The organism is Thalassospira sp. GB04J01, assembly GCF_000751115.1.
Taxonomy (GTDB): Bacteria; Pseudomonadota; Alphaproteobacteria; order Rhodospirillales; family Thalassospiraceae; genus Thalassospira; species Thalassospira lucentensis.
Genome location: NZ_CCDX020000015.1, coordinates 305,797 through 330,027, shown reverse-complemented (window position 1 = coordinate 330,027; position 24,231 = coordinate 305,797). Strand labels below are relative to the sequence as shown.

Annotated in this window: 20 protein-coding genes; 5 read left to right on the top strand and 15 right to left on the bottom strand. The window is 52.6% G+C overall.

Translation table 11 applies throughout. The features are described from left to right. Nucleotides 1-115: 115 nt before the first annotated feature. A complete protein-coding gene (gene ggt / locus AMM48_RS17285; protein WP_102785142.1) occupies nucleotides 116-1,831 on the top strand; it encodes a gamma-glutamyltransferase in 1,716 nt (571 codons plus the stop codon). A gap of 75 nt (nucleotides 1,832-1,906) precedes the next feature. On the opposite strand, the gene AMM48_RS17280 is transcribed toward ggt, so the two are convergent. Then, nucleotides 1,907-2,581, bottom strand: coding sequence for an HAD family phosphatase (locus AMM48_RS17280; protein ID WP_102785047.1), 675 nt, complete (start codon nucleotides 2,579-2,581; stop codon nucleotides 1,907-1,909). Between the two features lie 13 nt (nucleotides 2,582-2,594). Beyond that, nucleotides 2,595-2,948: an ArsC/Spx/MgsR family protein gene (locus AMM48_RS17275; protein WP_102785046.1), complete on the bottom strand. Its 354-nt coding sequence runs from the start codon at nucleotides 2,946-2,948 to the stop codon at nucleotides 2,595-2,597. Between the two features lie 142 nt (nucleotides 2,949-3,090). On the opposite strand from AMM48_RS17275, the gene dusA reads away from it, so the two are divergent. From dusA to AMM48_RS17255, 4 genes are read left to right on the top strand one after another with little or no spacing between them, the layout of a single operon-like run. Next, on the top strand, nucleotides 3,091-4,086 hold the full coding sequence (gene dusA / locus AMM48_RS17270; RefSeq protein WP_102785045.1) for a tRNA dihydrouridine(20/20a) synthase DusA: 996 nt from the start codon (nucleotides 3,091-3,093) through the stop codon (nucleotides 4,084-4,086). After that, nucleotides 4,083-6,107 carry a bifunctional tRNA (5-methylaminomethyl-2-thiouridine)(34)-methyltransferase MnmD/FAD-dependent 5-carboxymethylaminomethyl-2-thiouridine(34) oxidoreductase MnmC gene (gene mnmC / locus AMM48_RS17265; RefSeq protein ID WP_102785044.1) on the top strand — a complete coding sequence of 675 codons (2,025 nt, stop codon included), beginning with the start codon at nucleotides 4,083-4,085 and terminating at the stop codon, nucleotides 6,105-6,107. The genes dusA and mnmC overlap by 4 nt, the downstream gene beginning before the upstream one ends. After that, on the top strand, nucleotides 6,104-7,300 hold the full coding sequence (locus AMM48_RS17260) for an MFS transporter (RefSeq protein WP_102785043.1): 1,197 nt from the start codon (nucleotides 6,104-6,106) through the stop codon (nucleotides 7,298-7,300). The genes mnmC and AMM48_RS17260 overlap by 4 nt, the downstream gene beginning before the upstream one ends. A 45-nt stretch (nucleotides 7,301-7,345) precedes the next feature. Continuing rightward, the gene (locus AMM48_RS17255; protein ID WP_102785042.1) at nucleotides 7,346-8,203 is read left to right on the top strand and encodes a class I SAM-dependent methyltransferase; all 858 of its coding nucleotides are present in this window, start codon (nucleotides 7,346-7,348) and stop codon (nucleotides 8,201-8,203) included. An 86-nt stretch (nucleotides 8,204-8,289) separates the two neighbouring features. Here the strand turns inward: AMM48_RS17255 and AMM48_RS17250 are convergent, their stop codons facing one another. The 13 genes from AMM48_RS17250 to glp form a co-directional block, all read right to left on the bottom strand. Next, nucleotides 8,290-9,459: an ABC transporter permease gene (locus AMM48_RS17250; RefSeq protein ID WP_022730642.1), complete on the bottom strand. Its 1,170-nt coding sequence runs from the start codon at nucleotides 9,457-9,459 to the stop codon at nucleotides 8,290-8,292. After that, nucleotides 9,456-10,454, bottom strand: a complete 999-nt coding sequence (locus tag AMM48_RS17245) for an ABC transporter permease (RefSeq protein ID WP_102785041.1) — start codon at nucleotides 10,452-10,454, stop codon at nucleotides 9,456-9,458. Before AMM48_RS17245 ends, AMM48_RS17250 begins: the two co-directional genes overlap by 4 nt. A 78-nt stretch (nucleotides 10,455-10,532) precedes the next feature. Next, nucleotides 10,533-12,467, bottom strand: coding sequence for an ABC transporter substrate-binding protein (locus AMM48_RS17240; protein ID WP_198413552.1), 1,935 nt, complete (start codon nucleotides 12,465-12,467; stop codon nucleotides 10,533-10,535). Further along, nucleotides 12,464-14,392, bottom strand: a complete 1,929-nt coding sequence (locus tag AMM48_RS17235) for an ABC transporter ATP-binding protein (protein ID WP_102785040.1) — start codon at nucleotides 14,390-14,392, stop codon at nucleotides 12,464-12,466. The genes AMM48_RS17240 and AMM48_RS17235 overlap by 4 nt, the downstream gene beginning before the upstream one ends. 6 nt (nucleotides 14,393-14,398) lie before the next feature. After that, nucleotides 14,399-15,022, bottom strand: a complete 624-nt coding sequence (locus AMM48_RS17230; RefSeq protein ID WP_102785039.1) for a hypothetical protein — start codon at nucleotides 15,020-15,022, stop codon at nucleotides 14,399-14,401. Continuing rightward, complete coding sequence (locus tag AMM48_RS17225) at nucleotides 15,013-15,771, bottom strand: polysaccharide deacetylase family protein (protein WP_102785038.1); 759 nt, start codon at nucleotides 15,769-15,771, stop codon at nucleotides 15,013-15,015. Before AMM48_RS17225 ends, AMM48_RS17230 begins: the two co-directional genes overlap by 10 nt. Then, nucleotides 15,768-16,910: a glycosyltransferase gene (locus AMM48_RS17220; protein ID WP_102785037.1), complete on the bottom strand. Its 1,143-nt coding sequence runs from the start codon at nucleotides 16,908-16,910 to the stop codon at nucleotides 15,768-15,770. Before AMM48_RS17220 ends, AMM48_RS17225 begins: the two co-directional genes overlap by 4 nt. Next, a complete protein-coding gene (locus AMM48_RS17215) occupies nucleotides 16,907-17,524 on the bottom strand; it encodes a histidine phosphatase family protein (RefSeq protein WP_102785036.1) in 618 nt (205 codons plus the stop codon). The genes AMM48_RS17220 and AMM48_RS17215 overlap by 4 nt, the downstream gene beginning before the upstream one ends. Further along, the gene (locus tag AMM48_RS17210) at nucleotides 17,521-18,594 is read right to left on the bottom strand and encodes a glycosyltransferase (RefSeq protein ID WP_244271274.1); all 1,074 of its coding nucleotides are present in this window, start codon (nucleotides 18,592-18,594) and stop codon (nucleotides 17,521-17,523) included. Before AMM48_RS17210 ends, AMM48_RS17215 begins: the two co-directional genes overlap by 4 nt. Before the next feature lie 78 nt (nucleotides 18,595-18,672). Next, the gene (locus AMM48_RS17205; RefSeq protein WP_102785034.1) at nucleotides 18,673-19,953 is read right to left on the bottom strand and encodes a glycosyltransferase family 4 protein; all 1,281 of its coding nucleotides are present in this window, start codon (nucleotides 19,951-19,953) and stop codon (nucleotides 18,673-18,675) included. A gap of 22 nt (nucleotides 19,954-19,975) precedes the next feature. After that, a complete protein-coding gene (locus tag AMM48_RS17200; RefSeq protein ID WP_102785033.1) occupies nucleotides 19,976-21,178 on the bottom strand; it encodes a glycosyltransferase in 1,203 nt (400 codons plus the stop codon). A 134-nt stretch (nucleotides 21,179-21,312) separates the two neighbouring features. Continuing rightward, nucleotides 21,313-22,887, bottom strand: coding sequence for an MBL fold metallo-hydrolase (locus tag AMM48_RS17195; RefSeq protein ID WP_102785032.1), 1,575 nt, complete (start codon nucleotides 22,885-22,887; stop codon nucleotides 21,313-21,315). Between the two features lie 85 nt (nucleotides 22,888-22,972). Beyond that, nucleotides 22,973-24,229 (bottom strand): gephyrin-like molybdotransferase Glp, encoded by a 1,257-nt coding sequence (glp, locus tag AMM48_RS17190; protein ID WP_102785031.1) that lies wholly within the window; start codon nucleotides 24,227-24,229, stop codon nucleotides 22,973-22,975. Nucleotides 24,230-24,231 lie beyond the last annotated feature (2 nt).

The window sequence follows — 24,231 nt, the reverse complement described above, 5'->3', positions numbered from 1 at the left end:
AAGCATGAACAACCTCTGGATTTAGTGTCTCACCAGATAAAAGGTTGTTGATATGCCCCACAAAAATAGATCTTTCCGCTTTGCGTCCTTTATTACGATTGCTTGCTTAACCAGCATGTCCATACCCTCGGCACATGCCCAGCAGGCCACCGACGCCGTCGCGCCAGAAACCGGCAGCACACAACGCATCGGGCTTAGCCAGTCGATCACATCCGATAACTGGATGATCGCGGCGGCCAACCCGCTTGCAGTTCAGGCAGGGGCAGACGTCCTGCGCCGTGGCGGCAATGCGATTGATGCAATGGTCACCGTACAGACAATGCTTGGCCTTGTAGAACCGCAGTCCTCGGGCCTCGGCGGGGGTGCTTTTCTGGTGTATTATGATGCCAGTTCGGAAAAGCTTACAACGCTGGATGGGCGTGAAACCGCGCCGGAAAATGCCTCCCCGACCCTGTTTCAAGATGAAAACGGCGAACCGCTTGAATTCTATGATGCAGTTGTTGGTGGACGGTCGGTCGGAACACCGGGGACTCCGGCCTTGATGAAATCCGCCCACGAAAAGTGGGGGCAACTCCCATGGGAAAATTTGCTTGCCCCGGCAATTAACACAGCGACCAACGGCTTCTCAGTTTCCCCGCGACTAGCAGAACTGATCGAAAGTGACCAAGAAAAGCTTTCACGTGATCCGGTTGCGAAAAGCTATTTCTTTGACAAAGACGGTGCGCCACTGACAGTCGGGACGGTTTTAAAAAACCCACAATATGCCACGACCCTAAAAGATTTGGCCGAAAACGGTACAACGAACTTCTATACCGGACAGATTGCGAAAGACATCGTCGCCAAAGTCACCGGTGCAAGCTGGAACCCCGGTGTTTTATCGCTTAGCGATCTTGCCCGTTATCACGTCAAAGAACGCGCTGCGGTTTGCGCGACCTACCGTGCATATGATGTTTGCGGCATGGGCCCGCCGTCGTCAGGTGCCCTCACGGTTGGTCAGACGCTTGGGCTACTCGAACCTTATGACATTGCATCGCTTGGTCCGAATTCAGCAGAAAGCTGGCGTCTTATTGGGGATGCATCCCGCTTGGCCTTTGCGGATCGCGGGCGTTATATGGCCGATGTTGATTTCGTTCCTATGCCACTAACCGGGTTGCTTGACGCGGACTATCTCGCAGACAGGTCCGAACAGCTTAACCGCGATAAAGCCCTTGAAGATGTCGCACCGGGAACGCCAGCCTTTAGCCACGCGATGAACCTTTCTGACGACGACGCCATCGAATTTCCCAGCACAAGCCATTTTTCCATTGTTGATGCCTACGGCAACGTTGCATCTATGACGACCACGATTGAAAACGGGTTTGGCTCACGCCTGATGGTGCGGGGCTTCATGCTCAATAACGAACTAACTGATTTTTCCTTCCGCACGCACACGGACGGCGTTCCCATCGCCAATCGGCTTGAACCGGGCAAACGCCCCCGCTCTTCAATGGCGCCGACAATCGTCATGAAGGACAACAAACCATATATCGCAACCGGATCGCCCGGCGGGTCACGGATCATTGGCTATGTCACACAATCAATCATCGCCATGATTGACTGGCAACAACATCCTCAGGCCGCGGTCACCATGCCCCATTTGGTCAATCGGTTCGGTACCTTTGATCTGGAAGCAGGTACCTGGGCCGAGGACCTTGCCCCGGCCCTTGAGGACATAGGCTTTGAGACCAGCATTCGGGATCTCAATTCCGGTATCCATGCCATCATGATCACCGAGGATGGGCTGATTGGTGGCGCCGATCCACGGCGCGAAGGTATCGTGATCGGGGAGTAACCACCTTGGTCAGACAAAACGGGCAGCACATAGTGTGGCTGCCCGTTTTTCATTGGAAACGTCATACATTCAGGCTTAGCTGCCAGTTAGCCAATCATCAAGAAGGGCATTCAGCTCTTTATGGTCGCTTGCGATGTAATCGGCCCCCGCTGCGCGCAGCATGTCGGCGGGCGTGATATCAACCAAACCAATGGTGGTCGCACCGGACGCAGCACCTGCACGCACACCGTTCTGACTGTCATCAACGACGACACATTCTGAAATCGGAACACCTATCTTTTTAGCTGCCAGTAAATATACGTCCGGGTGTGGCTTAGCATTAGCAACATCGTGGGCCGAACAAATATTGCCGTTAAAGCGTTCTTTAAGCCCAACCTTGCCCAATGACACTTCCATTTTGTCATGTGGACCATTGCTGCCAACCGCCATAGGGATGCCCTTGGCATCCAGAAGATCAAGGATCGGGGCAAGATCGGCATAGGGTTCAAGGTCGTTGCGAAATGCCGTAAAAGTCCGCGAATAGCATTCTGACAGCCAGTCTTCTGGCAAGGCAATGCCAAACAGGTCTTTCATTTTGGGTGGCACCATCGCAAGTGTGCCGCCGATGAAAAGATCATGGGTTTTCTGCATATCCATATCGCAACCATAGCCACATAGCTGCTCGGTCAAGACACGACATGCAAGAGTTTCAGTATCAACAAGAACACCATCGCAATCAAAGATTACACCGCGTACAACTGGTTTGGTCATGTTTTGATTATCCTTACACACCAGCCAGTTCTGCCCACCGGGCTTCGTCATAGGCGACGGTGCGGGTGTTTCCAAAATCAACCACCGGACGCTTGATCACGGTTGGATTGGCCGCAAGGATTTCCGCCGCCACTGGTCCGCCCTGCTCAAGCGTTGCCTTATCGGCGTCTGACAGGTTGCGATAGCTTGGCCCGCGTTTATTGATCAGCACCTTGCCACCAACTTCATCCAACCAGCCCGCAATGGTTTTGACATCAATGCCATCGACACGGAAATCATGAAGTTTGTTTTCAACACCCTTGGCGTCAAACCATTTCAGGGATTTGCGCACCGTGTCGCAGTTCTTGATGCCGTAAATCGTAACCATGTTCATTCCTGTTTTGATATCCGTGCGATGCAGCCATGCATCATGTAAACGGTTTTGACCCTAAATCATTGAACCTATATAAAGACCACGCCTTGACGACGGCAACCCCATTGACACCGATTTGATGACGGACGGCACAGATATGACTGTTAATCGACGTATTTCCGTCGCCCCGATGATGGATTGGACGGACCGGCATGATCGCTTTTTCTTGCGGCAGATCAGTCGGCATACGTTGCTTTATAGCGAAATGGTCACAACAGGTGCGATCATTCATGGCGGTGTGGACAGGCATTTACGTTTTAACGATGCGGAACATCCGATTGCCTTACAACTTGGTGGCAGTGATCCCGATGATCTGGCGCGTGCGTGTGCCATCGCAAATCAATATGCCTATGACGAGATCAACCTTAATTGCGGTTGCCCATCTGATCGGGTGCAAAATGGGGCGTTTGGCGCGTGTTTGATGGCGACACCGGATGTCGTTGCCGATTGCGTTAAATCGATGATTGCGGCCAGCGAGGCGCCAGTCACAGTCAAAAATCGAATTGGCATTGATGATCAGGAAGATTATCCGTCGCTCAAACGGTTTACCGAAACGGTTGCCAATGCCGGGTGCAAGACGTTCATCGTCCATGCCCGCAAGGCGTGGCTTAAAGGTCTGTCGCCGAAGGAAAACCGTGAAGTACCGCCACTTCGCTATGAGCTGGTCTATCAACTTAAGCAGGAATTTCCCGAACTGGAAATCCTGATCAATGGTGGTATCAAAACCCTTGATGAAACCGAAAATCATCTTAAACACGTTGATGGGGTAATGATCGGGCGCGAAGCCTATCAAAACCCCTATGTTTTATCGGATGTCGATCAGCGGTTTTATGGTGATGACACCCCGCCCCTGACCCGCCATCAGGTAGTTGAGGCGATGTTGCCCTATATAGAGCAGCATCTTAGTGAAGAAAACGGCACGATTGGTCATGTCACCCGTCATATGCTGGGCATTTTTCAACAGATGCGTGGAGCCAAACAATGGCGCCGGTATTTAAGCGAAAATGCACACCGCAAAGGGGCCGGGACAGAGGTAGTACGTGAAGCACTCGCCCTAGTGCCCGAGCTGCAAGACGAAGTACTTTCGGCATGACATCCGGTACGCCGAGTGAAAACACCGATGCCATTGCCGGTGACATAACTTGGCGCGACGGCAATGTGCCGTTTTCACCGCATTTTGGCGATGTGTATTTCAGTCCCAAAGATGGTCTGGCAGAATCACGCTATGTCTTTCTGGATGGCAACAACCTGCCAGCTGCATGGCAAACGCGCGATAATTTCACGATTGGGGAAACCGGGTTTGGCACCGGGCTCAATTTTTTGGCGGCCTGGCAGTGTTGGACACAAGCCCCCAAGCGATCCAAACGCCTGCATTTCGTGACTGTCGAAAAATACCCGCTTTCGCACGACGACATGATCCGTGCCCATCAAAGTTGGCCGGAGCTTTCGGATTTCTCACACCAACTTGTCGATATCTGGCCGAATGAGACCATGTTACCCGGCACCCATCGTTTCATCCTTAACGAGGGTGCGATCAGTCTGACAGTTCTGATCGGTGATGCGGCTGACTGTTTTGGTGATTATGACGGTACGGTTGATTGCTGGTTCCTTGATGGCTTCACCCCATCGCGCAATGCCGACATGTGGCAGCCAAAGCTGTTTGATGCCCTTGCGTCGGCGTCAAGTGATGATGGTGCAACACTAGCGACCTTTAGCTCCGCGCGCATTGTGCGTGACGGGCTCAAAGATGTTGGATTCGCGGTCAGAAAACTCCAAGGGTTCAATCACAAGCGAAACATGATCATCGCCACCCTCCCCGCTAAGGCACCGCCAGACACCGGATTAAAGATTGCCGATGATCCGTGGTTTATCCTGCCCAAAGCCCACGCGCACCAATCAGTCGCGGTTATCGGGGCTGGCATGGCCGGTGCGGCCTGTGCGCAAGCCCTGCGACACCGTGGGTGCGACGTCCATCTGTTTGAAAAGAATACCCATACGGCAAGTGCGGCATCGGGCAATGCGGTTGCGATGCTCGAACCCTATTTAACCGTCGATAACGCGATTATGGGGCGGTTTTACGAAGCCGGGTTCCGGTTTAGCCATCACATGATCAAACGCCTTGCGGAGGCAGGGCTGGTTGATGCTGATTTCTGTGGTGTGCTTTCCATGGTAACGGACCCGCGCACGCAAGAACGTCAAAATGGCCTGATGGCCCGCCTGCCTGACAAGCCCGATTTGGTCAAAGCCCTTAACCGTGACGAGGCCAGTACAGCATTTGGTTTGCCCCTTCCTGCGGGCGGGTTGTTTTACCCGAATGCTGGCTGGGTTAATCCACCGTCCTTTGTCAACGCCTTGTCTGATGGGACTTCCATCCATCTTTCCACAGAAATCGTTACAATTTCCGATGATACATCGGGCAAGATTTTGACATCCCGTGATGGGGTGCAGCACGGCCCGTTTGATGCCGTGATCATCGCCGGTTCCACCGAAACCGGGCAACTTTCACAAACGGCGTGGCTTAGCGCGCATATGCAACCCGTGCGCGGCCAGATCAGTACATTTCCGCAAAACCTTGTCAGCGATGCACATGGCCGCGAGACCATCCGCTGTGTGTTGAGCCATAAGGGATACATCACCCCGGCGCGCAAAGGTGTTCATGTATTCGGGGCAACATTTGCACGTGATGACACACGAACAGATCTGCGCGAAAGCGACCATGCGGTTAACATTGCCCAACTGGCCGATGTGTTACCCGATGTGGCAAAGGTGCTTTCGCCCGGCGATCTTGGGGGGCGTGCGGCCCTTCGTACTGTCACAACTGATCATTTGCCCATTGTTGGTCCGGCCCCTGATTATGATGCCTTTCTACTGGCCTATCCCGATCTGGACAAAGGTAAAAATTACGCGCGATATTTCAATGCGCCCTACTACAAGGACGTGTATATCTGTACCGGATTTGGGGCGCGCGGTTTGATTGCCGCCCCGCTTGCCGCCGAAATTCTTGCCAGTGAGATTTGCGCCATGCCCCTGCCATTGGAAAAACAGCTGATGCATGCGATCCATCCAGCACGGTTCATCATTCGCGGACTGAAACGGCGGAAAATCACGGCATGAGTATGCGCGGAAAACTCCCCCTGCAATCGTCCGAACGGATGCAAACAGCAACGATCCTTGCGCTGTTTTTCGTCGGGCTTTTCCTGATCCAAGGTGTTTTCCTGCCCTATTGGCCGGTGTGGTTGAAGGCGCAAGGATTGTCGGCGGGTGAAATTGGTATTTTGCTGTCGCTGCCAAACTGGGTGCGGGTGTTTGCCGATCCATTGATTGCCCAGCGCGCCGACCATACGGGCAATCGTAAAACACCCATGATGTGGCTGGCGGGTATTTATGTCCTGACCGTTCTGGCGTTTCCGGTTTCAAGCAACTTTTGGTGGCTTGCCGGGTTATCGGTGGTCATTGGCTTTACGTTCTCCCCGCTGTTGCCACTCGGCACGACGATTACCGTGCATGAATGCAAAACCCGCGATCTTGATTACGGGCGCGTGCGGCTTTGGGGATCACTTGCGTTTATTTTTGCATCCTATGGTGCGGGTTGGGTTCTAGATGGAACCTCGACCACATGGATTGTCTGGATGCTATTTGTTGCTGGCATTGTCAATTTTGCCATCACAACTCGCATGCCCGATCCGCAAACAGACCGTTCTTTACGGTCCGGCTCCTCACTTATTTATCTACTGCGCAAGCCAGTTTTCCTGATCTATCTTGGCTGTATCGGCTTTGCCCAAGGGTCCCACGGAACTTATTACAGCTTTGCTTCTGTCCATTGGGAAACGGTTGGTTATTCCCATGAAATGATCGGTACATTCTGGTCCATCGGGGTGATTGCCGAAATCGCGCTGTTTGCAGTTGCGGGCAAGTTTGTGCGCGGCCGCCATCCGGGGATCCTTTTTGCCCTTGGTGCAACAGCGGGTATTGTGCGCTGGATTGTGCTGGGCAGCAGTGATGCATTCTGGATGATTGTGCTTGTACAGCCGTTACACGCCATGACCTTTGGCATCACCCATCTGGCAGCCGTCAGCTTTATCGCACGGGCCATTCCGCAGCAATTGGCGACCTCGGCACAAAGCTTGATGGCGACCTTGTCGATGGGGGTATTTCTGGGCAGCAGCATCTGGGCATCCGGACCGCTGTATGAACATTTCGGATCGCACGCCTATTACGCCATGGCCGGACTTTCAGGGATTGCGCTGGTATTTGCCTTCTGGCTTATGCAAAGTTGGCGCGGCGAGGACAAAACATTCTGTGACTGACAGATTTTCAATGAACACAAACAAATCCGCCAAACGGGAGCCTTCATGACGTCAATGCCGTTATCACGCCGAATACGCCGCTGGAAATTCGGTCTGAAAACCCTGTTTGGTAGTTCACCTGCGGGATATTTCATCCCGTATCGCTATGCCGATGAAACCGCCAAGGCAGTTGGGAAACCGACATACCCGGCGATTGAACGCATGATGGATCATGCAGCACCAACCATGAAAGCATGGCTGACCAAGGCGGAAAAATACCAAAGCATATTTGATACGCTAAACGATGCCGTGCCGCCCGAACCGCGCTGGCAGCAAAGTTGGTTCCCGCGCCTTGATGGCATGATGGCCTATGTCATGACGCGTGAATTTCGTCCCAAGCGGATTGTTGAAATCGGATCGGGTCATTCAACCCGGTTCTATCACCGTGCAATCCGTGACGGTGACCTTGAAACCGCGTTTCACGCAATTGACCCGGCACCACGCGCCGATATTGCCGAACTGCCGATTACGGTTGAGAAAACCATCGTGCAAAAGGCCGACCAGACAGTTTTTGAGACCATCGAAGGGGCCGATATCCTGTCGATTGATTCAAGCCACATTCTGATGCCCGGCACCGATGTTGATTTGCTGTTCTCATCAGTTATCCCGACATTGCCCAGCGGCACGATCCTTCATATCCACGACATCACCTTGCCCGATGATTATCCGTCAGAATGGCAGTGGCGCGGATATAACGAACAACAGGGTGTCGCGTCCCTTCTGGCCGGGAACGGCTTTGAAATATTGTGGTCGAGTGCCTATGCGACGACAAGGCTTCAAGAGCTTGTCGATGCGTCACCGGCAAAGAGCATCCATCTGCCAAGGGGAGCGATAGAGACCAGCCTGTGGCTGCATAAGAAATAACGCACCCATAGACCAAGCTTATACAGACACCAAAGGGCAGCTCTCTCAGCTGCCCTTTGGTGTAAATGAACGCTGCTTAATCCCGCCTAATTCTTGTAGGGATCAGCTGCATCGCGCAGGCCGTCGCCCAGGAAGTTAAACGCCAGAACAACAATCACCACAGGCACCACAGGCAACATCAGCCATGGATAAACCGCAACCGCGTTGATGTTTTGCGCATCATTGAGCAACACGCCCCAACTTGTCACCGGTGCGCGCAGGCCCAGCCCTAGGAAGCTAAGCGCAGTTTCACCAAGGATCATGTTGGGGATCGACAGGGTTACGGATGCAATCAAGTGGCTGGCAAAGTTTGGCAGAAGATGGCGTGCAACGATCCGTTTAGGCTTGGCACCCATCAGACGGGCGGCAAGCGCATAGTCCTCTTCTCGCAGAGCCAGAAGCTTGGAACGTACCGCACGTGCAAGCCCGGTCCAGTCAATCAGCCCCAGAATGATCGTTATCCCGAAATAGATCAGGATCGGGCTCCAGGTGACCGGTAAGGCTGCTGATAACGCCATCCAAAGCGGGATTTCTGGCAAGGAACGGATCACCTCGATCACGCGCTGCGCGGTTGCATCAACCCAACCACCGTAATAGCCTGCCGCCCCGCCAATCACGATCCCAAGGAAGAAACTGACGGTAATGCCGACAAGACCGATGGTCAACGAGACCCGCGCACCATAAATGATGCGTGAAAACATATCGCGTCCAAGTCGGTCAGTGCCAAAGACAAACAAGGTGCCGTCTTGCGCCGGACATACGAAATGAAAATCGGTTTTAATCAGGCCCCAGAATTCGTAATCATCGCCAGAGCAAAAGAACCGAAGCCGATCAACCCGGTCCATGTTTGGGACGTAGTTCGGTTTAAGCGTTTCCATATCGACAGAGAAATCCGTGCCATATGTAAATGGCCCAACAAATTCACCGTCATGGAACAGGTGAATGGATTGCGGCGGATGATGGATAAAGTTCGAATTGCGGGTTTCCTGCGCATAAGGTGCGATGAATTCGACAATAAACACCGACGCATACATCACAGCCAAAATGATCAGTGAGACATAGGCCAACCGATGGCGTTTTAAGCGCCACCACGTCAAACGCCACTGCGATGCCAGATAGTATTTTTCCTGTTCTGGCGTCAGGGCATCGCGTTCATAGGGATTAAAGGGTGCTTTATCGACAAAATGCGCGTTGCGCTTTTCTTCGTCACTGCTCATTTGCCGACCCCTCCCTGCAATCGAATGCGTGGATCAAGCCAGGCCAGTAACACGTCGGAAACAAACATCCCCACAACCGTCAGAAGGGCCAGGAACATCAGGAACGAACCAGCAAGGTACATGTCCTGACTTTGCAAGGCAGTCAGCAACATCGGCCCGGTTGTCGGTAAGGACATGACAACCGATACAAGGACCGAACCCGAAACCACCTGCGGCAGGATATTGCCAATATCGGCAATGAACGGGTTAAGCGCCATGCGCAGCGGATATTTAAACAGCACCTTGAGCGGTGACAGGCCCTTGGCATGGGCGGTGACCACATATTGCTTGCCCAACTCATCAAGCAAATTGGCGCGCAAGCGCCGGATCATGGATGCTGTTCCCGATGTCCCGATGACGAGCACCGGCGCCCATAAATGTTCGACAACGGACATGATCTTGGCAAACGACCAACCCTGATTGATGAATTCCGGATCCATCAGCCCGCCGATTGAGGTGCCAAACACCACATTGGCGTAATACAGCAATATCAAAGCAAACAGGAAGTTTGGCATCGCGAGGCCAAGGAAACCAAGCAGCGTAAAACCATAATCGCCCCAGCTATATTGCCGGGTGGCGGAATAAATGCCGATTGGGAAGCTGACGATATAGATGAACAAAATGGTGCTGAAATTCAGAACCAGCGACAACCATAGCCGGTCGCCGACAACTTCGGTCACCGGCAGGTTATATTCGAATGAAAAGCCAAGATCGCCGTGCAAAAGCCCCCAAGCCCAATCAAAATATTGTACGTAAAGCGGCTGATCAAGGCCGTATTGGTGCTTTAAGAATTCGATTTTTGCCGGATCAACCGCCTCACCCTGTGACTGCAGCTCGTTGAGATACGTGCTCAGAAAATCCCCGGGGGGAAGCTGAATGATCACAAACACCAGAACACTGATCATAATCAGTGTCGGCACCATTACAAAAAGCCGTCTAGCCAGAAAGGTCAGCATCGGCGGTTACGCTCCCCCAAACGTTTTATTCCCAATCCCACATCAGGAACAAACCGTCGAATAATCAAATTGTTCGTCTTATCGATCCCACCAGAATGTATCTGGTCGATAAATGCCAAAGAAGGCACCCGGTTCCCAACTATGGATACCTTTTTCCGGCACATTGCGCATATCTTTATCCACAACAACCGGTTGCGGTACATTCCCGATCAATCCAATGGAAAACATGTTTTCCGAATTGATATCAAGGATCGACTGCCAAGCCGCCATCCGTGCAGCGTCATTGCCAGTTTGCCATTTGCGGTATTGCACCATCAATTCCTTGGCCGCAGGCATATCTGGTGCTTCGCCAGCTTCGCCGTCGGTTTGATAGTACTGCCCCCATTTCGGCCATTGCAGGGTGTCTTGCTGTACCGGGACAAATTCGGACGGAACGGAATTGGGTGTTGCCAAACCGTTGTCGATGCCATTGAAAATCGACATGATGGTTTCGCCAGTATAGGCCCGGTTGCGCAAAACTTCGCGCTGTAGCCCTTTGACAAACATCTTAATCCCAACCTGACGCCAGCTGTCGCCAACCAGCTCAAGCATATCGTCGTGTTCGGGGTTCTCGCCTGTTGTCTCAACAATGATTTCCATTGGCCGACCATCAGGCAAAAGCCGGATGCCATCACCATTGCGTTCATCAAGCCCCATCTCGTCAAGCAGGGCATTGGCCTTATCAACGTCAAACTGGATATAGTTTTCGCGATATTCCGGCTTATACAACGGGCTTTTTGGCAGAACCGTATTGTTGGTTGGCTGTGCCAGACCAAAGAACATAACGCGGTTGATTTCGGTGCGGTTGATCGCAAGCGACAATGCCCGACGGAATCGAACATCGCGTAATACACCACGCCACACCGGATCAGAGCAGGTCAGATTTGGATAAAGTGCGGCATAGGCACCGGCCCCGACATCCCACAGGCGGACGTTATAGTTTTGTTGTGGTTCGGCCTGTTTGAGGAAGGTGTAATCCTTTAGCGACAGAATACGGCTTTGCAGGTCGACCTCTCCTGCTCCGACTTTTGCCGGGACCAATTTGGAGTTGGCGATGTTAAAGATCATCTTGTCGATATAGGGAAGCTGGTTCCCGGCCGGATCAACCCGATGATAAAACGGGTTGCGCACAAAGACGAACCGATCAGACGGTTCTTCGGTGGTGATCAACCATGGCTCAAGCGACGGACGGTCGATATTTGAAAGCTTGTAGGGCCGGTCAATATCGGTGTGCAACACGGCCCAGCTGCGCAAGCCGCGTTCTTTGACCATGGCATCCAGTTCGGCCGCATCGCGGTAGTTTTCATGGAACTGTTTTAGGTAATGCGCCGGGCGATAAATGAATGGTGGCCTTGTACCGGCAAGTTCGGTCAAAAAGAACGGATTGGGCTGTGACCAGCTATATCGCACGGTAAATTCGTCAAGAATTTCAAAGGTTGCGGGTTCATCGCCGACAAACAGGAACCGCGGCGGCCCGACCGGAAACAGTTCATCGTTGTTAACAATGTCTTCCCAGTAGTAGCGGAAATCTTCGGCGGTAAAGGGTTCGCCGTCAGACCATTTATGACCTTTGCGAAGATGAAGGGTAAAAACATTCCCTTCGTCATTCACGTCAAGACTTTCAAGAATGTCAGGCTTCAGATCAAGGTTTTCATCATAGCCGATCAACCGCGCATAGCCGTAAACAACCGCCATGCGGATGTCTTTTGACCGGCCCATGATGGTCACGAACTGGCCACCATACTTGCCAACAGTTTTATCTTCGGCGTCGAAATCGATCACTTTGGGATGTTCTGGCAACCGATCAAGCATCGGTGGCAAGTCGCCACTGGCAACAGCATCCTCAAAATACGGTACCTCGGCCTGCGCTGATGTCGAAAGAACTGCCCCACCGGAGCAAAGCCCACCGGCGAAGATAGCCCCCATGATGGCATGGCGAAAAACACAACCTTTGTCATTGGGCCACCGGGTCATATTGCTATCTCCGTAAAATCGGCACGCTCGGCGCGTACAAAATGGTCTTCGGCAAACTGCATCATTTTCGGGTCGCTATTACGGTTAATCGTAAAGGGTGCAGGCCAGCGCGCCGGATCAGACGCCTTGCCATCCATGATCTTGTTGAAATCAAGTGGATGGTCCAGATCAGCAAACGGAACAGCATTGAGCAACGCCTGCGTATATGGATGCAGCGGGTTGCGGAACAGTTGTTCACGTGGTGCAGACTCAACAATACGACCAGCACACATCACAGCAATGCGATCCGCGACATAATCTATGACCGCAAGGTTGTGCGAGATAAACAGATAAGTCAAATTAAGATCACGTTGTAAATCTTTTAAAAGATTAAGTATTTGCGCCTGAACTGACACATCAAGTGCCGACGTCGGTTCGTCAAAGATCAACAGGTCCGGCTTAAGGCTGAGCGCACGTGCAATGCCGATACGCTGGCGTTGACCACCAGAAAAACTATGCGGATAACGGCTCAGGAAACGTGGGTCGAGCCCGACAACTTCCATCAGTTCGAGCACCATCTTACGGTGATAGGCGCTATTGCCGACCCCATGGATGATCATTGGCTCTGTGATGATATCCTGCACTGTCATGCGTGGATTAAGTGATCCAAACGGGTCCTGAAAAACAAACTGGATGCGTTTGCGATATGGATTTAGCTGATCTTCATCAAGGCCCGTCAGCTCGGTCATCTGACCGCTTTCACCGCGAAACAGGATCGATCCATCATCCGGGTCCATCGCCCGCATAATCAGTTTGGACAGCGTTGTCTTGCCACAACCACTTTCGCCAACCAGACCAACGCATTCGCCGCGGTTCACCGTAAGCGATACGTCCGACACTGCCGGGATTGAATGATGTTCGGACTTAAACCAGTTGCCCTTACGCTGGGTAAAGCTTTTGCTGAGGTGGCGCACGGCTAGAACCGGCTCGCTCGCCATGCTTGGATGTAAGGCCAATGACGGCGGAACTTCGGTTTGTTCGCGTGGATCATCTTCGGACTCGTTAAGTGCTAAAAGACTACCGGTCTTTGGTTTGATTTCACGCAACGGCTTTAGTCGTTCGTCGGGCCCCATGTCAAAATGTGGTACAGCAGCGAGCAACGACTGTGTATAGGCATGGCCCGGATTGATAAACACATCGTCGGTCCTGCCCGACTCAACTACCCGTCCATCATAAATAACCACCATGCGATCGGCCATATTGGCCACCACCCCGAGATCGTGGGTGATCAGCAGCACCGACATTTTAAGTTCGCTTTGAACTTCCCGGATCAAACGCAGTATTTGCGCCTGAATGGTGACATCAAGTGCAGTCGTCGGTTCATCCGCAACCAACAAGGCAGGTCGACACACCATGGCCATGGCAATCATCGCACGCTGACGCAGGCCACCAGACAATTCAAACGGATATGTCTTAAGCGCGCGTTTTGGGTCGGCAAACCCGACAAGCGTTAGCATTTCCTTGGCAAGTTCGCGGGCCTCGCTGTTGCCGACCTTTCGGTGAAGGCGAACAGCCTCGCAAATCTGATCACCAATGGTATGAAGCGGGGACAGGGAGCTCATCGGCTCCTGAAAAATCATCGATATCCGGCCACCGCGTATTGATCGCATTTGCGCGCCAGAACGATCTAGCATGGCAATATCGACGCGCGTTCCGGGCTTGTCGGGGTCTGCAAATATAATCGAACCGTTGGTGATCTGTGCGACCTTGGGCAACAGCCCCATGATGGCCTGTGAAATTGTGCTCTTGCCCGACCCTGATTCGCCGACCAAAGCGACTGTTTCCTGCGCACCAATCCGAAAAGTGACGTTTTCGACTGCCTTGACCCGCATATGGGGCAAAACAAATTCAACTTTCAGGTCCTTGATACGCAGAATGTCAGTCATAATTTCTTAGGCACCACCATTTGACCTTTCTGATGCGACAGCCCGAACAAGCGTTTCAGCCTCATCCATGCGCATCAGATTGGTACGTGTAACGTCGTCCACAAGAAGTTGGTTATCTTTCGCCCAATCACGAGAAATATCAAGAAGTTCGTCGAAGCCAACCAAGGTGGATTCAGCTACAATCTTGGCATCTCCGGCTTGCAGTGTAAGTTCAAACCAACCTTTGTTGCCATCGCGCTTGGTACTGAAGTAACGCAAACGGAACTTCGAAAGTTCCGACCAGGCAAACGCCGTCCCGCCCTGCATGCTTGAAAGACGAATGCCATATTCGGAAATGTAAATTTTCGACTGGAACCGCAGCAAAGTCCGCACAAAGTAAAAAATGAACAGCAAGGACAGCCCGGCTGAGGTCCATTGAATGATGGCAAGCATTTCCGGGATCAGGGCAATCACCCCGCAAATCAGCAAACCAACAATTGATTTGGCCAAATCAGGCGCCATTGTTTTTGTCGGATAGGCCAGCATTTGCACATCACGATCATGTACCCCGGCTGGTTTTACCGGATCAATCGCTTCGTCGACGACTGGCGCGTCATCGAGCTCCGGATGTTTGTTCGGACTTATTGCCATGGAAATACTCCGGGAATTCTTAGCCAGCTGAGTGCTGAATGTTCCATCGAAAAAAGATTATCAAGAAAATGTGTTGTTGCCCCGTCATGGACCAGATGATGGGTCAGGATACCAGTCGGCTCTTTTGGGTCAGCAGCACCGGTACGACGGGCGGCAAGATGGGCGATCATAGACCCAAGCGCCACGTCTTCACCAACAAATCCACGACTGCCCCGCCAATCAATGACATCGACATGGGTATTTACCTGCAACAGCCCCTTGTACGGCTCGGCAGTTTGGCGCGCATTAAAGGTGCTTAAACCACAGAAACCCAGGGAATTTAGGGTTGCGACCACATCGTCGGCGATACGGTTCCACGGCGGAACAACCACCGGAAGGAACCGGTTCCCAAACCGTGATGACAGCACCGAAAACCCTTTGCGCAAATCGGCAACGACGGTACCAAGATCGCGTACGTCATCAAGTTCCTGTTTTTTGCGCCCATCGGGCATATGATTCTGGTGGGCCCATCCATGCTGCAACACACGGGTATCAAGAGTTTCTGCCAGCCGCTCGACCAGATCGTTTTGCAAATTTGCCGGAATCACGGCCAAGGCAAGCGGCACCTTGTATTTCTGTTCAAATGCCAGAATGGTATCGAGTTGCGGGGTTACCGTTACAGCATCATCATCGCGCCACCATGCTGTGGCAATCCGTCCTTCGGATTGCCACAGATCAAGTTCTGCGCGCAAATGATCCCAACTGCTCATGCCGATCCCTTTATCAAAGCTGCGATAAGTGACGCAGTTCTTTGCGCGCCATCCAACGCAATATTCAGATTTTGCGGTTGATTGGCACGATCTATTTGTTTTGCTAATGATTGCGCAGTCAGGCCACTAAGATCAAGCAGGGAAATGACACCGGCACTTGATAAAATTTCGCCGCGCTCTTTTTGTTCACTTTCCCCACCTTCGGCAAACGGCACCATGACCGCCGGTGTCTTTGTCGAAAGAACATCCATCAACGTATTATACCCGGCTTGTGAAACGGACACTGCAGCCTTGGCCATACGGGCGCGAAAGTCTGGCAGGAAGCGATGCAAAACCATGCCGGGCGGCAATGTTTGCGATACTGCGTCAAAGCGTTCTTGCGCGAAATGCGGCCCGGCAACGATGTCCCACGACGCATTACGGAACCGCTCGGAATGAGCCCGCGCAGCAATGGCAATTTCAATCAGTTCCGCGCCAACTGCACCGCCGCCCGCCGAGACCAGAACCCCACTTCGCGTATCATCCTGTCCGGTCAAATATTCCGATGCGTTGGTTGGCGCCACATAGCCGGTATAGGTAATCAGGTCAGCGATATCATTGGCGTATGGAAAACTATGGTCAAAGCCAAACAGATCAGGATCGCCGTGCACCAGAACTTTGTCGAAATACTGACGGGCGACATCGCGCATCCACTTGGTTTTTACAGGGTCTTTCTTACGCACCAAAAGGTCGCGCACCGAACAGATAATGGGAACACCGGCCTTCTTTGCCGCATCCATCAAGGGGATCAATTCGAACCGAAACGCCCGCCGCCCAAACGGGAACATTTCAATCAGCAGAAGTTTTGGCGATGCCTCTTTGAATGCCGCCAGCAAATCCTGTGTCCGGCGGCTTTTCCAATCCTCATTGATCGGACAATCATTGGCGTCAACAAGGCCTGAAAAATTGCTGTCGGCTGTGCGGCATGCGGGTAATTGCACAATTTCGTCCGCCGCAAAATCAAGTGCCGGGTCCGGAATACCACCACTGGCAACAGTCACCGTTAGTCCCTGCCCGCGCATCGCCTGATTGATCAGGGCCATGCGCCTGACATGTCCAATACCAAGCAAATGCTGCACATAGACCATGACGTCGCTCATACATTACCCCCACCAGCGGGAATTAAGGCGATGTTGAGTTTCACAACTTCAAAGCCGTCTTGCTCAGACCAGTCAAAAACATGCAGGCATTCCCAATCCAGTTTATCAGGGATTTTCCCCATCATGTCCCATCCACGTGCCGCAGCATAAACAGCACGAATAACGCCTTTGTGGGTGATGGCGCCAAATTTTACGGCGCCATGCGTACTTATCTGTCTGGTAAGGAAACCCTGGACACGCACAAGCACATCTTGCGGGCTTTCGCCACCATCCGGACGAAACGCCCAGCCACGATCTTCATTCTGTGCCATGGTAGCCCCAAGCAACTGACGAAGATCGGGCAATCGTTGGCCTTCCCAATCGCCCCAATCCATCTCAATCAGATCGGCTTGCGGTGTAACCGGTGAAATCGATAAGGCATCAGCGGTTTCACGTGTGCGTGACAGTGGCGAGCAAAACCATGGAACGGCTTGCCAATCGTTTGGCAAACGTCGGGTCCGGTATTTGGCGATGGTATCAGCCCGCAATGAAATGTCAGAACGGCCCTGAATACGTTTTTCAACATTCCAGTCGGTCACCCCATGGCGTAAAAGGGCAAAGCGTATTTTGTTCATGCGCGCCCCACCGTTGCATTCGCAACGATATTTCGAATCTCAGAACCCAATACATTTGATGCTGCGCCGATTGTGTGATCCTGCTTGGCTTTTGCGGCCGCATTGCGCCCGAAAGAACGCAGTGTATCAATCTGATCTGTCAGACATCTTGTTAGCTGCGCACCAAAAGCATCTTCATCCCCAACCGGGACAAGCCAACCTGTTTTCTGATCCGACACCACACCAGGCACCCCGCCCGTGTTTCCCGCCAACACAGGCAACCCCGCCGTCTGTGCCTCAAGCAAGGCCATACCGTATGCTTCGTTAATCGCCGGCCAAACAAACAGATCGGCAGACGCAAGATGTTTGCGTGTTTGACCTGAACTACACAGCCCTGCGAAACAAAGGTTCTGTGTCGTGATCCCTTGCGCGGCAAACAAACCTTCGACCGATGTCCGCTCCGGGCCATCACCAATGACGGTCATATGCCAGTTTTCAACATTTTCGCGTTTAAGGCGGCCCAGCACGCTTGCCAAGACCTCAAAGGATTTCATCTTGTCGCCATCGCGCATCATTGCCGTTGTGACAAGTTTTATGCAGGCAGGATCGATATCGGCCCGTTGGGCCACCTGCCAGTTTTCAATCTGGGTAAAGGGTGCGAGATAATGCAATTTTCTGGCATCACAAATTGGTCTTAGGCATTCCATATCCGCACGATTAAGCGAAAAGACCGCATCTGCGTGACGCAAAGCCAGTTCGACCGCCTGATGACTTTGTTGCCATGGGCCATCTGCGCGTTTGGGCGCAAAGGATGCCTCGGCTACGACATAGGGGATGTCCAACGCATCGGCGACAATCGGACCGATCCAGTCCGGTGCCTTGTAATACAGATGATAGGTAAACCAAATGTCGGGCTTTGGGCGAAAGCCGGTTTGATATTGGCGCAACAGTCGTGCAGCCAGCTTCGTCCCCAACTCGGCCAGACGCGCTTGTTTTAGGATATTGCCATCTGAAACCCGGCTGCGCAGACGCGCTGCAATATCGACCTGCATGTCAGCCCCTTCAAGGGCGGCAACCAACATCCGCGCCATCAACCTGTCCCCCGACGGCACTGGATGGTCAGTAGTCTTTAGCGGAGCATAGAAGGCAACCCTCAAGATGGTAGCCTCCTACTCTGCTGCGGGTTTCTGAGAATGGCTGGAAGAAATGCTTTCCGGATTGACGTCCGTTACGCCAAAGCGATGGGCGAGATCCTTCATACCGCTGTAGAAGGAAAAATCGCGTCGTACGATTTCATTACCCTTCCGGCCCATTTCATCGCGCTGTTTCGGGTTTGAGATCATGGTTTGCAAGGCCTTGGCCAGTTCATCGGGATTGCGCTGAGGAACCAGCAGGCCGTTCACACCATCTTCGATCAGTTCCGGGATTGCGGATATCGCGGTTGAAACGGCCGCCAGACCACAAAGCTGTGCTTCCATCAGCACGTTGGGCAGACCATCACGGTCACCGTCCTTTTGTATCCGGCTGGCCAGAACAAACAAATCAGCAGACTGACAGGCGGCAATGACTTCTTTCTGATCACGGGCACCTTGCCACTCGCAACGCCCTGAAATGCCAAGATCAGCGGCAACTTTACGGTATTTATCGCCACTTCCCCCACCGATATGCACAAAACGCCACGAAAGGTCCTTGGGCAATTTGGCCAAGGCACGCAGTAAATCGTCATAGCCCTTTTTGCCGACCAAACGCCCGACCGACAAGATCGTTACTGGCTGATCGGCATTACCGCCATCGCGCATTTCACGATCTGGCAGCTTTTCGGGAAACCGCGAAAAATCAAGTCCGTGATAGAGCAGATGAACCTTTGACGGGTCTTCGGCCAGCTCCTGCAGGTAATCGACATTGGCCTTGGTACAGGTCACCAACCAATCCATATCGCGCAGCTTTTCGCGCATGTCCCAATCCGCACTGGTGTAAATATCCTTGGCGTGCGCAGAACAGGACCATGGAATCCCCCGCATGATCGCGCAATAGCGTGCGACCGATGCAGGTGTATGGAGGAAATGGGCGTAAATACGGGTGATGTCATCGGGAAGTTCAGCCGCCATGACAATGGCCTGCACAAACCGTCGGGCGCGGTTTGGTGTGCGGTCACGGCGGTAATCCTGCCACCAGATATTGACTGCCCGGCGATAGCCACGCAATTTTCGGACTTTTAACCAACTGCGCACAACACGCAGCGGTTCCTGATAGACATATTCGGGAAGATAATCGATATCCCCCGTGATCCTTTCATGGATCGGGTGACGTTTTTTATCCGTGGGATGACGCAGTGAGACAATCCGATAGGGAATTCCGGCCTGCTGAATGCCGAGGATTTCCTGCGCAATAAAGGTTTCCGACAATCGCGGATAACCTTTAACCACGATTGCAAGAGTGTCGCGTGTCATAAATTGGGCATCCCGGCGTTACTTATTCGGCCGCCATTTGCGGCGGGAGCCAGCGATCAACAAGATCACCGACCCGATCAAGCCCGCCCATCAGGTTGGGAACAGTCACATGCGACGGTTTGGGCTGCGAAATCAATCCATGAAGCGCATCGGCCATTTGACGCGGATCCCGACCGTTGTCTTCCGTGAGCATTTTGACAAGACCGAGCTTTTCCGCCGCCGAGGCACGGACATATTGCTCAAGACGCGGGACGGTGCGCGGCACAATGACGGCGGGCTTATCAAATGACAGAATTTCGCAGAACGTATTATAGCCGCCCATGGCAATGACACCGGCAGAATTATGCATCAGCATTTCGACATTGGCATCAAATGTAATGACCGACAGCTTGTCGATCTTTTCAGCACGTTCCATGAAGGATTTCTGCTCGCCCGGGGCCATGAACGGTCCAAGCACGACAAGCGACGGCACGGCAATGGTCTCATCGGCTTCATAGGCACTGATCACCCAATCGACCAAATTAACCCCATCCCCGCCACCACCCGTGGTCACCAGATAATAAGGTTCTTCAAGACCAAGGGCCCCGTGCTCCGGTGTTGGACGCTGGGTTGCGGTACGCGGCAGATACCCCGTATAGGCCATTTTGTTTTCCACACCCGGGGGCAAATCAATCCCTTCAAGCGGGTTACAGATTTCCTGCAGACCATAAACCCAGATTTCGTCATAGAGCTCGGCCAAGGCAGGCACGCATTGCTTGCGGTCCCATTCTTCGCGCAGATGAACCGGATCATCCATCACATCGCGCAATCCCATGACAAGACGGGTGCGGCGATGGCGCAACATACGCAAGGTGGACTCAACCTCACCGCGCAGGCCAAGGGGCTCTTTATCGACGATGAAAATATCGGGATTAAACACGTCTGCGGTATGTTTGATGATGGATTCACGCATCTCAAGTATCTGATCAACATCGATATTGAGATTAAGTGACGTGTATTCCCCGTTCGAGAGTTTGATCACGCCGGGAATACGAACAAAATCGACTCGCGAACGGAACTCGAAACTGCCGATAATCGGAGACCCCGACAAAATCAAGACAGAAACATCATCCCTGCGTGAGACCAGCGCATGCGCAATAGTCCGGCACCGGCGCAAGTGGCCGAGCCCAAAGGTATCGTGGCTATAGATTAGAACCCGATAGCCTGAGTTCCCTACGATTGACATATATTCGCCCGCTTACGCAGTGGTCCCTGATACCTACTCAACCAAAAATATGGATGGCAAGATATCCCTCATCGGTAAGTAAATCCGTTTTGGATACACTTTTAAACCGTAATTTTTAATCCGCCCTATTGCTCTCACACAGAGGCAATATCGCGCAAGACTTTTTCAAGCAGATCACGACGTTGCGCATCGTTTTCGACAGAACGCAGTTTTTCCGAAAGTGCCGTAATCGTTCCAGCATACAGATTATGCCAGTCATCCCGCGATAATTCTTCGCCCGACAATCTCGGTCGGACTTTTGCCGTTTCAACTGTCCCAGACTTCAGGATTACGGTCTCGTCAAGCATGGGCAAGGCTATCTTTTTACTATCGATCCCTTCGGCCAGCAACACTTGCTGAAAGGCGGTTCGCGCCCCTTCTTCGCCGTGGGTCAAAAAGATCCGCCTCCCGACAGGTAGGCGGTCGCGTGTCCATCGCAAAAGCATGTCCTGATCGGCGTGACCGGAATAGACATCAAGGGTACGAATACGCGCAAGAACCTCAATTTCCTCACCATGAATGCGTACCCGTTTTGCACCACGCTGTAACACCCGCCCAAGAGACCCCGCCGCTTGAAAACCAACAAGCAGAACTGTCGCCTCCGAGCGCCAAAGGTTGTTCTTCAGATGGTAGCGAATACGCCCGGCATCGCACATCCCGCTTGCGGAAATAATAATTGCACCGCTTTTGACCAAGGCAAGCTGCTTACTGGCCTCGACATCCGGTACCATGTGAAACTTTGGATGCGCTAACGCACGTGCATCCGAGCCGGTTAGATGCTTTGCAAAAACGTCGGTTGCTCGTTGCGCAAGCGGACTATCAACAAAGACAGTCGCCTCGGGCAATTCGCCACGATTAAACAAATGCGCCAAATCAACCAGTAACTCTTGGGTTCGCGCGACAGCAAAGCTTGGAATAACGAGATTTCCACCCGCTTTTAGAGCCTCACGAACCTCCTTACCGAGCAAAGCACGACGTTCATCGTCCGTCATATCGTCGCGATTGCGATCGCCATAGGTGGTTTCAACAAAGAGATAATCAAGATCAGTGGGGGCCTCTGGTGCATTGTTAAAGACCGCTTCACCGGTTCCAATATCGCCAGAGAACAGCAAACGGGTCGGCTTATCATCAGGTTCCGTGGCCGCCACTTCGATTTCAATTGATGCCGATCCGAGCAAATGGCCTGCATCCCAAAACCGTGCCTTAACCCCTGAAATAACATCCTGCCAAACGTGATATTCAACGACACTTAGCTGGTTGAGCGTATTTTCGGCATCGTGACGGGTATAAATCGGTGTGACCTGCGGACGACCGCGTCGGGCATTGCGACGATTAAGGCGTTCAACTTCTGATTCTTGAATATATCCCGAATCCGGCAACATGTATGTCAGGAGATCGCACGTCGGTTCCGTCGCAAAAACCGGCCCTTTGAACCCCGCTTTGACCAGTTTTGGCAATAAACCTGAATGATCAATATGAGCATGTGTCAGAACGACCGCCGATATTGAGCTGACATCAAATGCGAAAGGTTCGTAATTCAGTTCCCGAACGGTTTTGCTGCCCTGAAACATCCCGCAATCGACAAGGATGTTACCCTGATCTGTTTGCAGGAAATAGCACGATCCGGTCACACCGCCAGCGGCACCGCAAAAGGTTACTGATACTGTCATGACATCCTCAATCGGTTTCTGATTATCTCATCACCATCACGCAAAGATCACGACATCACAATGACATGGATCACGCAGAACTGCTTTACTGGAGCCCACGTAACGGAAGGTAAAAGACTTCATCACCCACAACAACTTGACCGCAGTCTTCCGGTATTTCGATCAAACCGTCGGCCCAGACCATCGATGACAGCATCCCGGAGCTTGTGGAACTAAAGGCAATTGCTTCAAACGCGCCATCCTCATTTTGCACAAGTCGTGCGCGCAACCATTCTCGCCGTCCAGTCCCCCGTTTGAAATCAAATCCAGCACGAACGGGCATCCTTACCGGGACCGTTTGCGAACGATCCGCCCCCATCATATGGCGCAACAACGGCATAGCAAATAACAGCCCGGCAACCAGCACCGAAACCGGATTACCCGGTAGGCCAAGGATAAGACAGCTCCCAATCTTGCCCCGCATTAACGGTTTTCCGGGTTTTATCGCCAGCTTCCATGCGTGAATTTCACCAAGTTGATCAACAACCGGCTTAAGCAAATCCGCCCGACCAACTGATACTCCACCCGACGTCATAATCACATCGTGGGTCTTGGCCGCACTATCCAAAGCATCGCGCAAAACATCGAAATCATCGGTCAGCAGACCAAGATCAGTAACCTTACAGCCGATATTACGCAGCATGCCAATCATGGCAAATCGGTTGGAATCATAAATCCCGCCAGGCGGCAACGGGTCACCCGGCTTTGCCAGTTCATCGCCGGTGGAAAACACCGCGACCGACAAAGGCCGCGCCACGACCAAAGTCCCAAGCCCCTGCCCGGCGGCAATCGCAATATCTTGGGGTCGAAGGACCCCGCCCGATGAAAGGACCACCGTTCCTTGCTTGATATCTTCGCCCGCACGGCGAATGTTCTGCGCAAGTTGGGTGCGGGCAATCACATCATCGCGAATTTCAATGATGGTTTCATTTTCATTGGCGGAAACATTTTCCTGAATGATCACGCAATCCGCACCATTCGGAATGGCGGCACCAGTGGCAACCCGAATGGCTTTTCCCTTGGGAAGTGTGCCTTCGAACGGATGACCGGCCATGGAACTGCCGATCACATCAATTGCCCCCGTCGTCATATTCGCAAGGTCAGCAAACCGCAGCGCATAACCATCCATGGCCGAATTATCAACCGATGGGACTGCAACCTTCGCAATCACATCACGCCGCAACACCGCACCAAAACAGTCGTCAAGCGGACGTTGTTCGACATCCTGCACAATACCAACCTCGGCAAAGGCGATATCAAGCGCATCGGAAAGTGTCGTCAATCCGGGTTTGATGGTTTGCATAA

Excerpts from the sequence above, each read along its gene's own strand:
- ggt (WP_102785142.1), top strand. The coding sequence starts at position 116 with ATGTCCATACCCTCGGCACATGCCCAGCAGGCCACCGACGCCGTCGCG.
- AMM48_RS17280 (WP_102785047.1), bottom strand. The coding sequence starts at position 2,581 with ATGACCAAACCAGTTGTACGCGGTGTAATCTTTGATTGCGATGGTGTT.
- AMM48_RS17275 (WP_102785046.1), bottom strand. The coding sequence starts at position 2,948 with ATGGTTACGATTTACGGCATCAAGAACTGCGACACGGTGCGCAAATCC.
- dusA (WP_102785045.1), top strand. The coding sequence starts at position 3,091 with ATGACTGTTAATCGACGTATTTCCGTCGCCCCGATGATGGATTGGACG.
- mnmC (WP_102785044.1), top strand. The coding sequence starts at position 4,083 with ATGACATCCGGTACGCCGAGTGAAAACACCGATGCCATTGCCGGTGAC.
- AMM48_RS17260 (WP_102785043.1), top strand. The coding sequence starts at position 6,104 with ATGAGTATGCGCGGAAAACTCCCCCTGCAATCGTCCGAACGGATGCAA.
- AMM48_RS17255 (WP_102785042.1), top strand. The coding sequence starts at position 7,346 with ATGACGTCAATGCCGTTATCACGCCGAATACGCCGCTGGAAATTCGGT.
- AMM48_RS17250 (WP_022730642.1), bottom strand. The coding sequence starts at position 9,459 with ATGAGCAGTGACGAAGAAAAGCGCAACGCGCATTTTGTCGATAAAGCA.
- AMM48_RS17245 (WP_102785041.1), bottom strand. The coding sequence starts at position 10,454 with ATGCTGACCTTTCTGGCTAGACGGCTTTTTGTAATGGTGCCGACACTG.
- AMM48_RS17240 (WP_198413552.1), bottom strand. The coding sequence starts at position 12,467 with ATGACCCGGTGGCCCAATGACAAAGGTTGTGTTTTTCGCCATGCCATC.
- AMM48_RS17235 (WP_102785040.1), bottom strand. The coding sequence starts at position 14,392 with ATGACTGACATTCTGCGTATCAAGGACCTGAAAGTTGAATTTGTTTTG.
- AMM48_RS17230 (WP_102785039.1), bottom strand. The coding sequence starts at position 15,022 with ATGGCAATAAGTCCGAACAAACATCCGGAGCTCGATGACGCGCCAGTC.
- AMM48_RS17225 (WP_102785038.1), bottom strand. The coding sequence starts at position 15,771 with ATGAGCAGTTGGGATCATTTGCGCGCAGAACTTGATCTGTGGCAATCC.
- AMM48_RS17220 (WP_102785037.1), bottom strand. The coding sequence starts at position 16,910 with ATGAGCGACGTCATGGTCTATGTGCAGCATTTGCTTGGTATTGGACAT.
- AMM48_RS17215 (WP_102785036.1), bottom strand. The coding sequence starts at position 17,524 with ATGAACAAAATACGCTTTGCCCTTTTACGCCATGGGGTGACCGACTGG.
- AMM48_RS17210 (WP_244271274.1), bottom strand. The coding sequence starts at position 18,594 with ATGGCGCGGATGTTGGTTGCCGCCCTTGAAGGGGCTGACATGCAGGTC.
- AMM48_RS17205 (WP_102785034.1), bottom strand. The coding sequence starts at position 19,953 with ATGACACGCGACACTCTTGCAATCGTGGTTAAAGGTTATCCGCGATTG.
- AMM48_RS17200 (WP_102785033.1), bottom strand. The coding sequence starts at position 21,178 with ATGTCAATCGTAGGGAACTCAGGCTATCGGGTTCTAATCTATAGCCAC.
- AMM48_RS17195 (WP_102785032.1), bottom strand. The coding sequence starts at position 22,887 with ATGACAGTATCAGTAACCTTTTGCGGTGCCGCTGGCGGTGTGACCGGA.
- glp (WP_102785031.1), bottom strand. The coding sequence starts at position 24,229 with ATGCAAACCATCAAACCCGGATTGACGACACTTTCCGATGCGCTTGAT.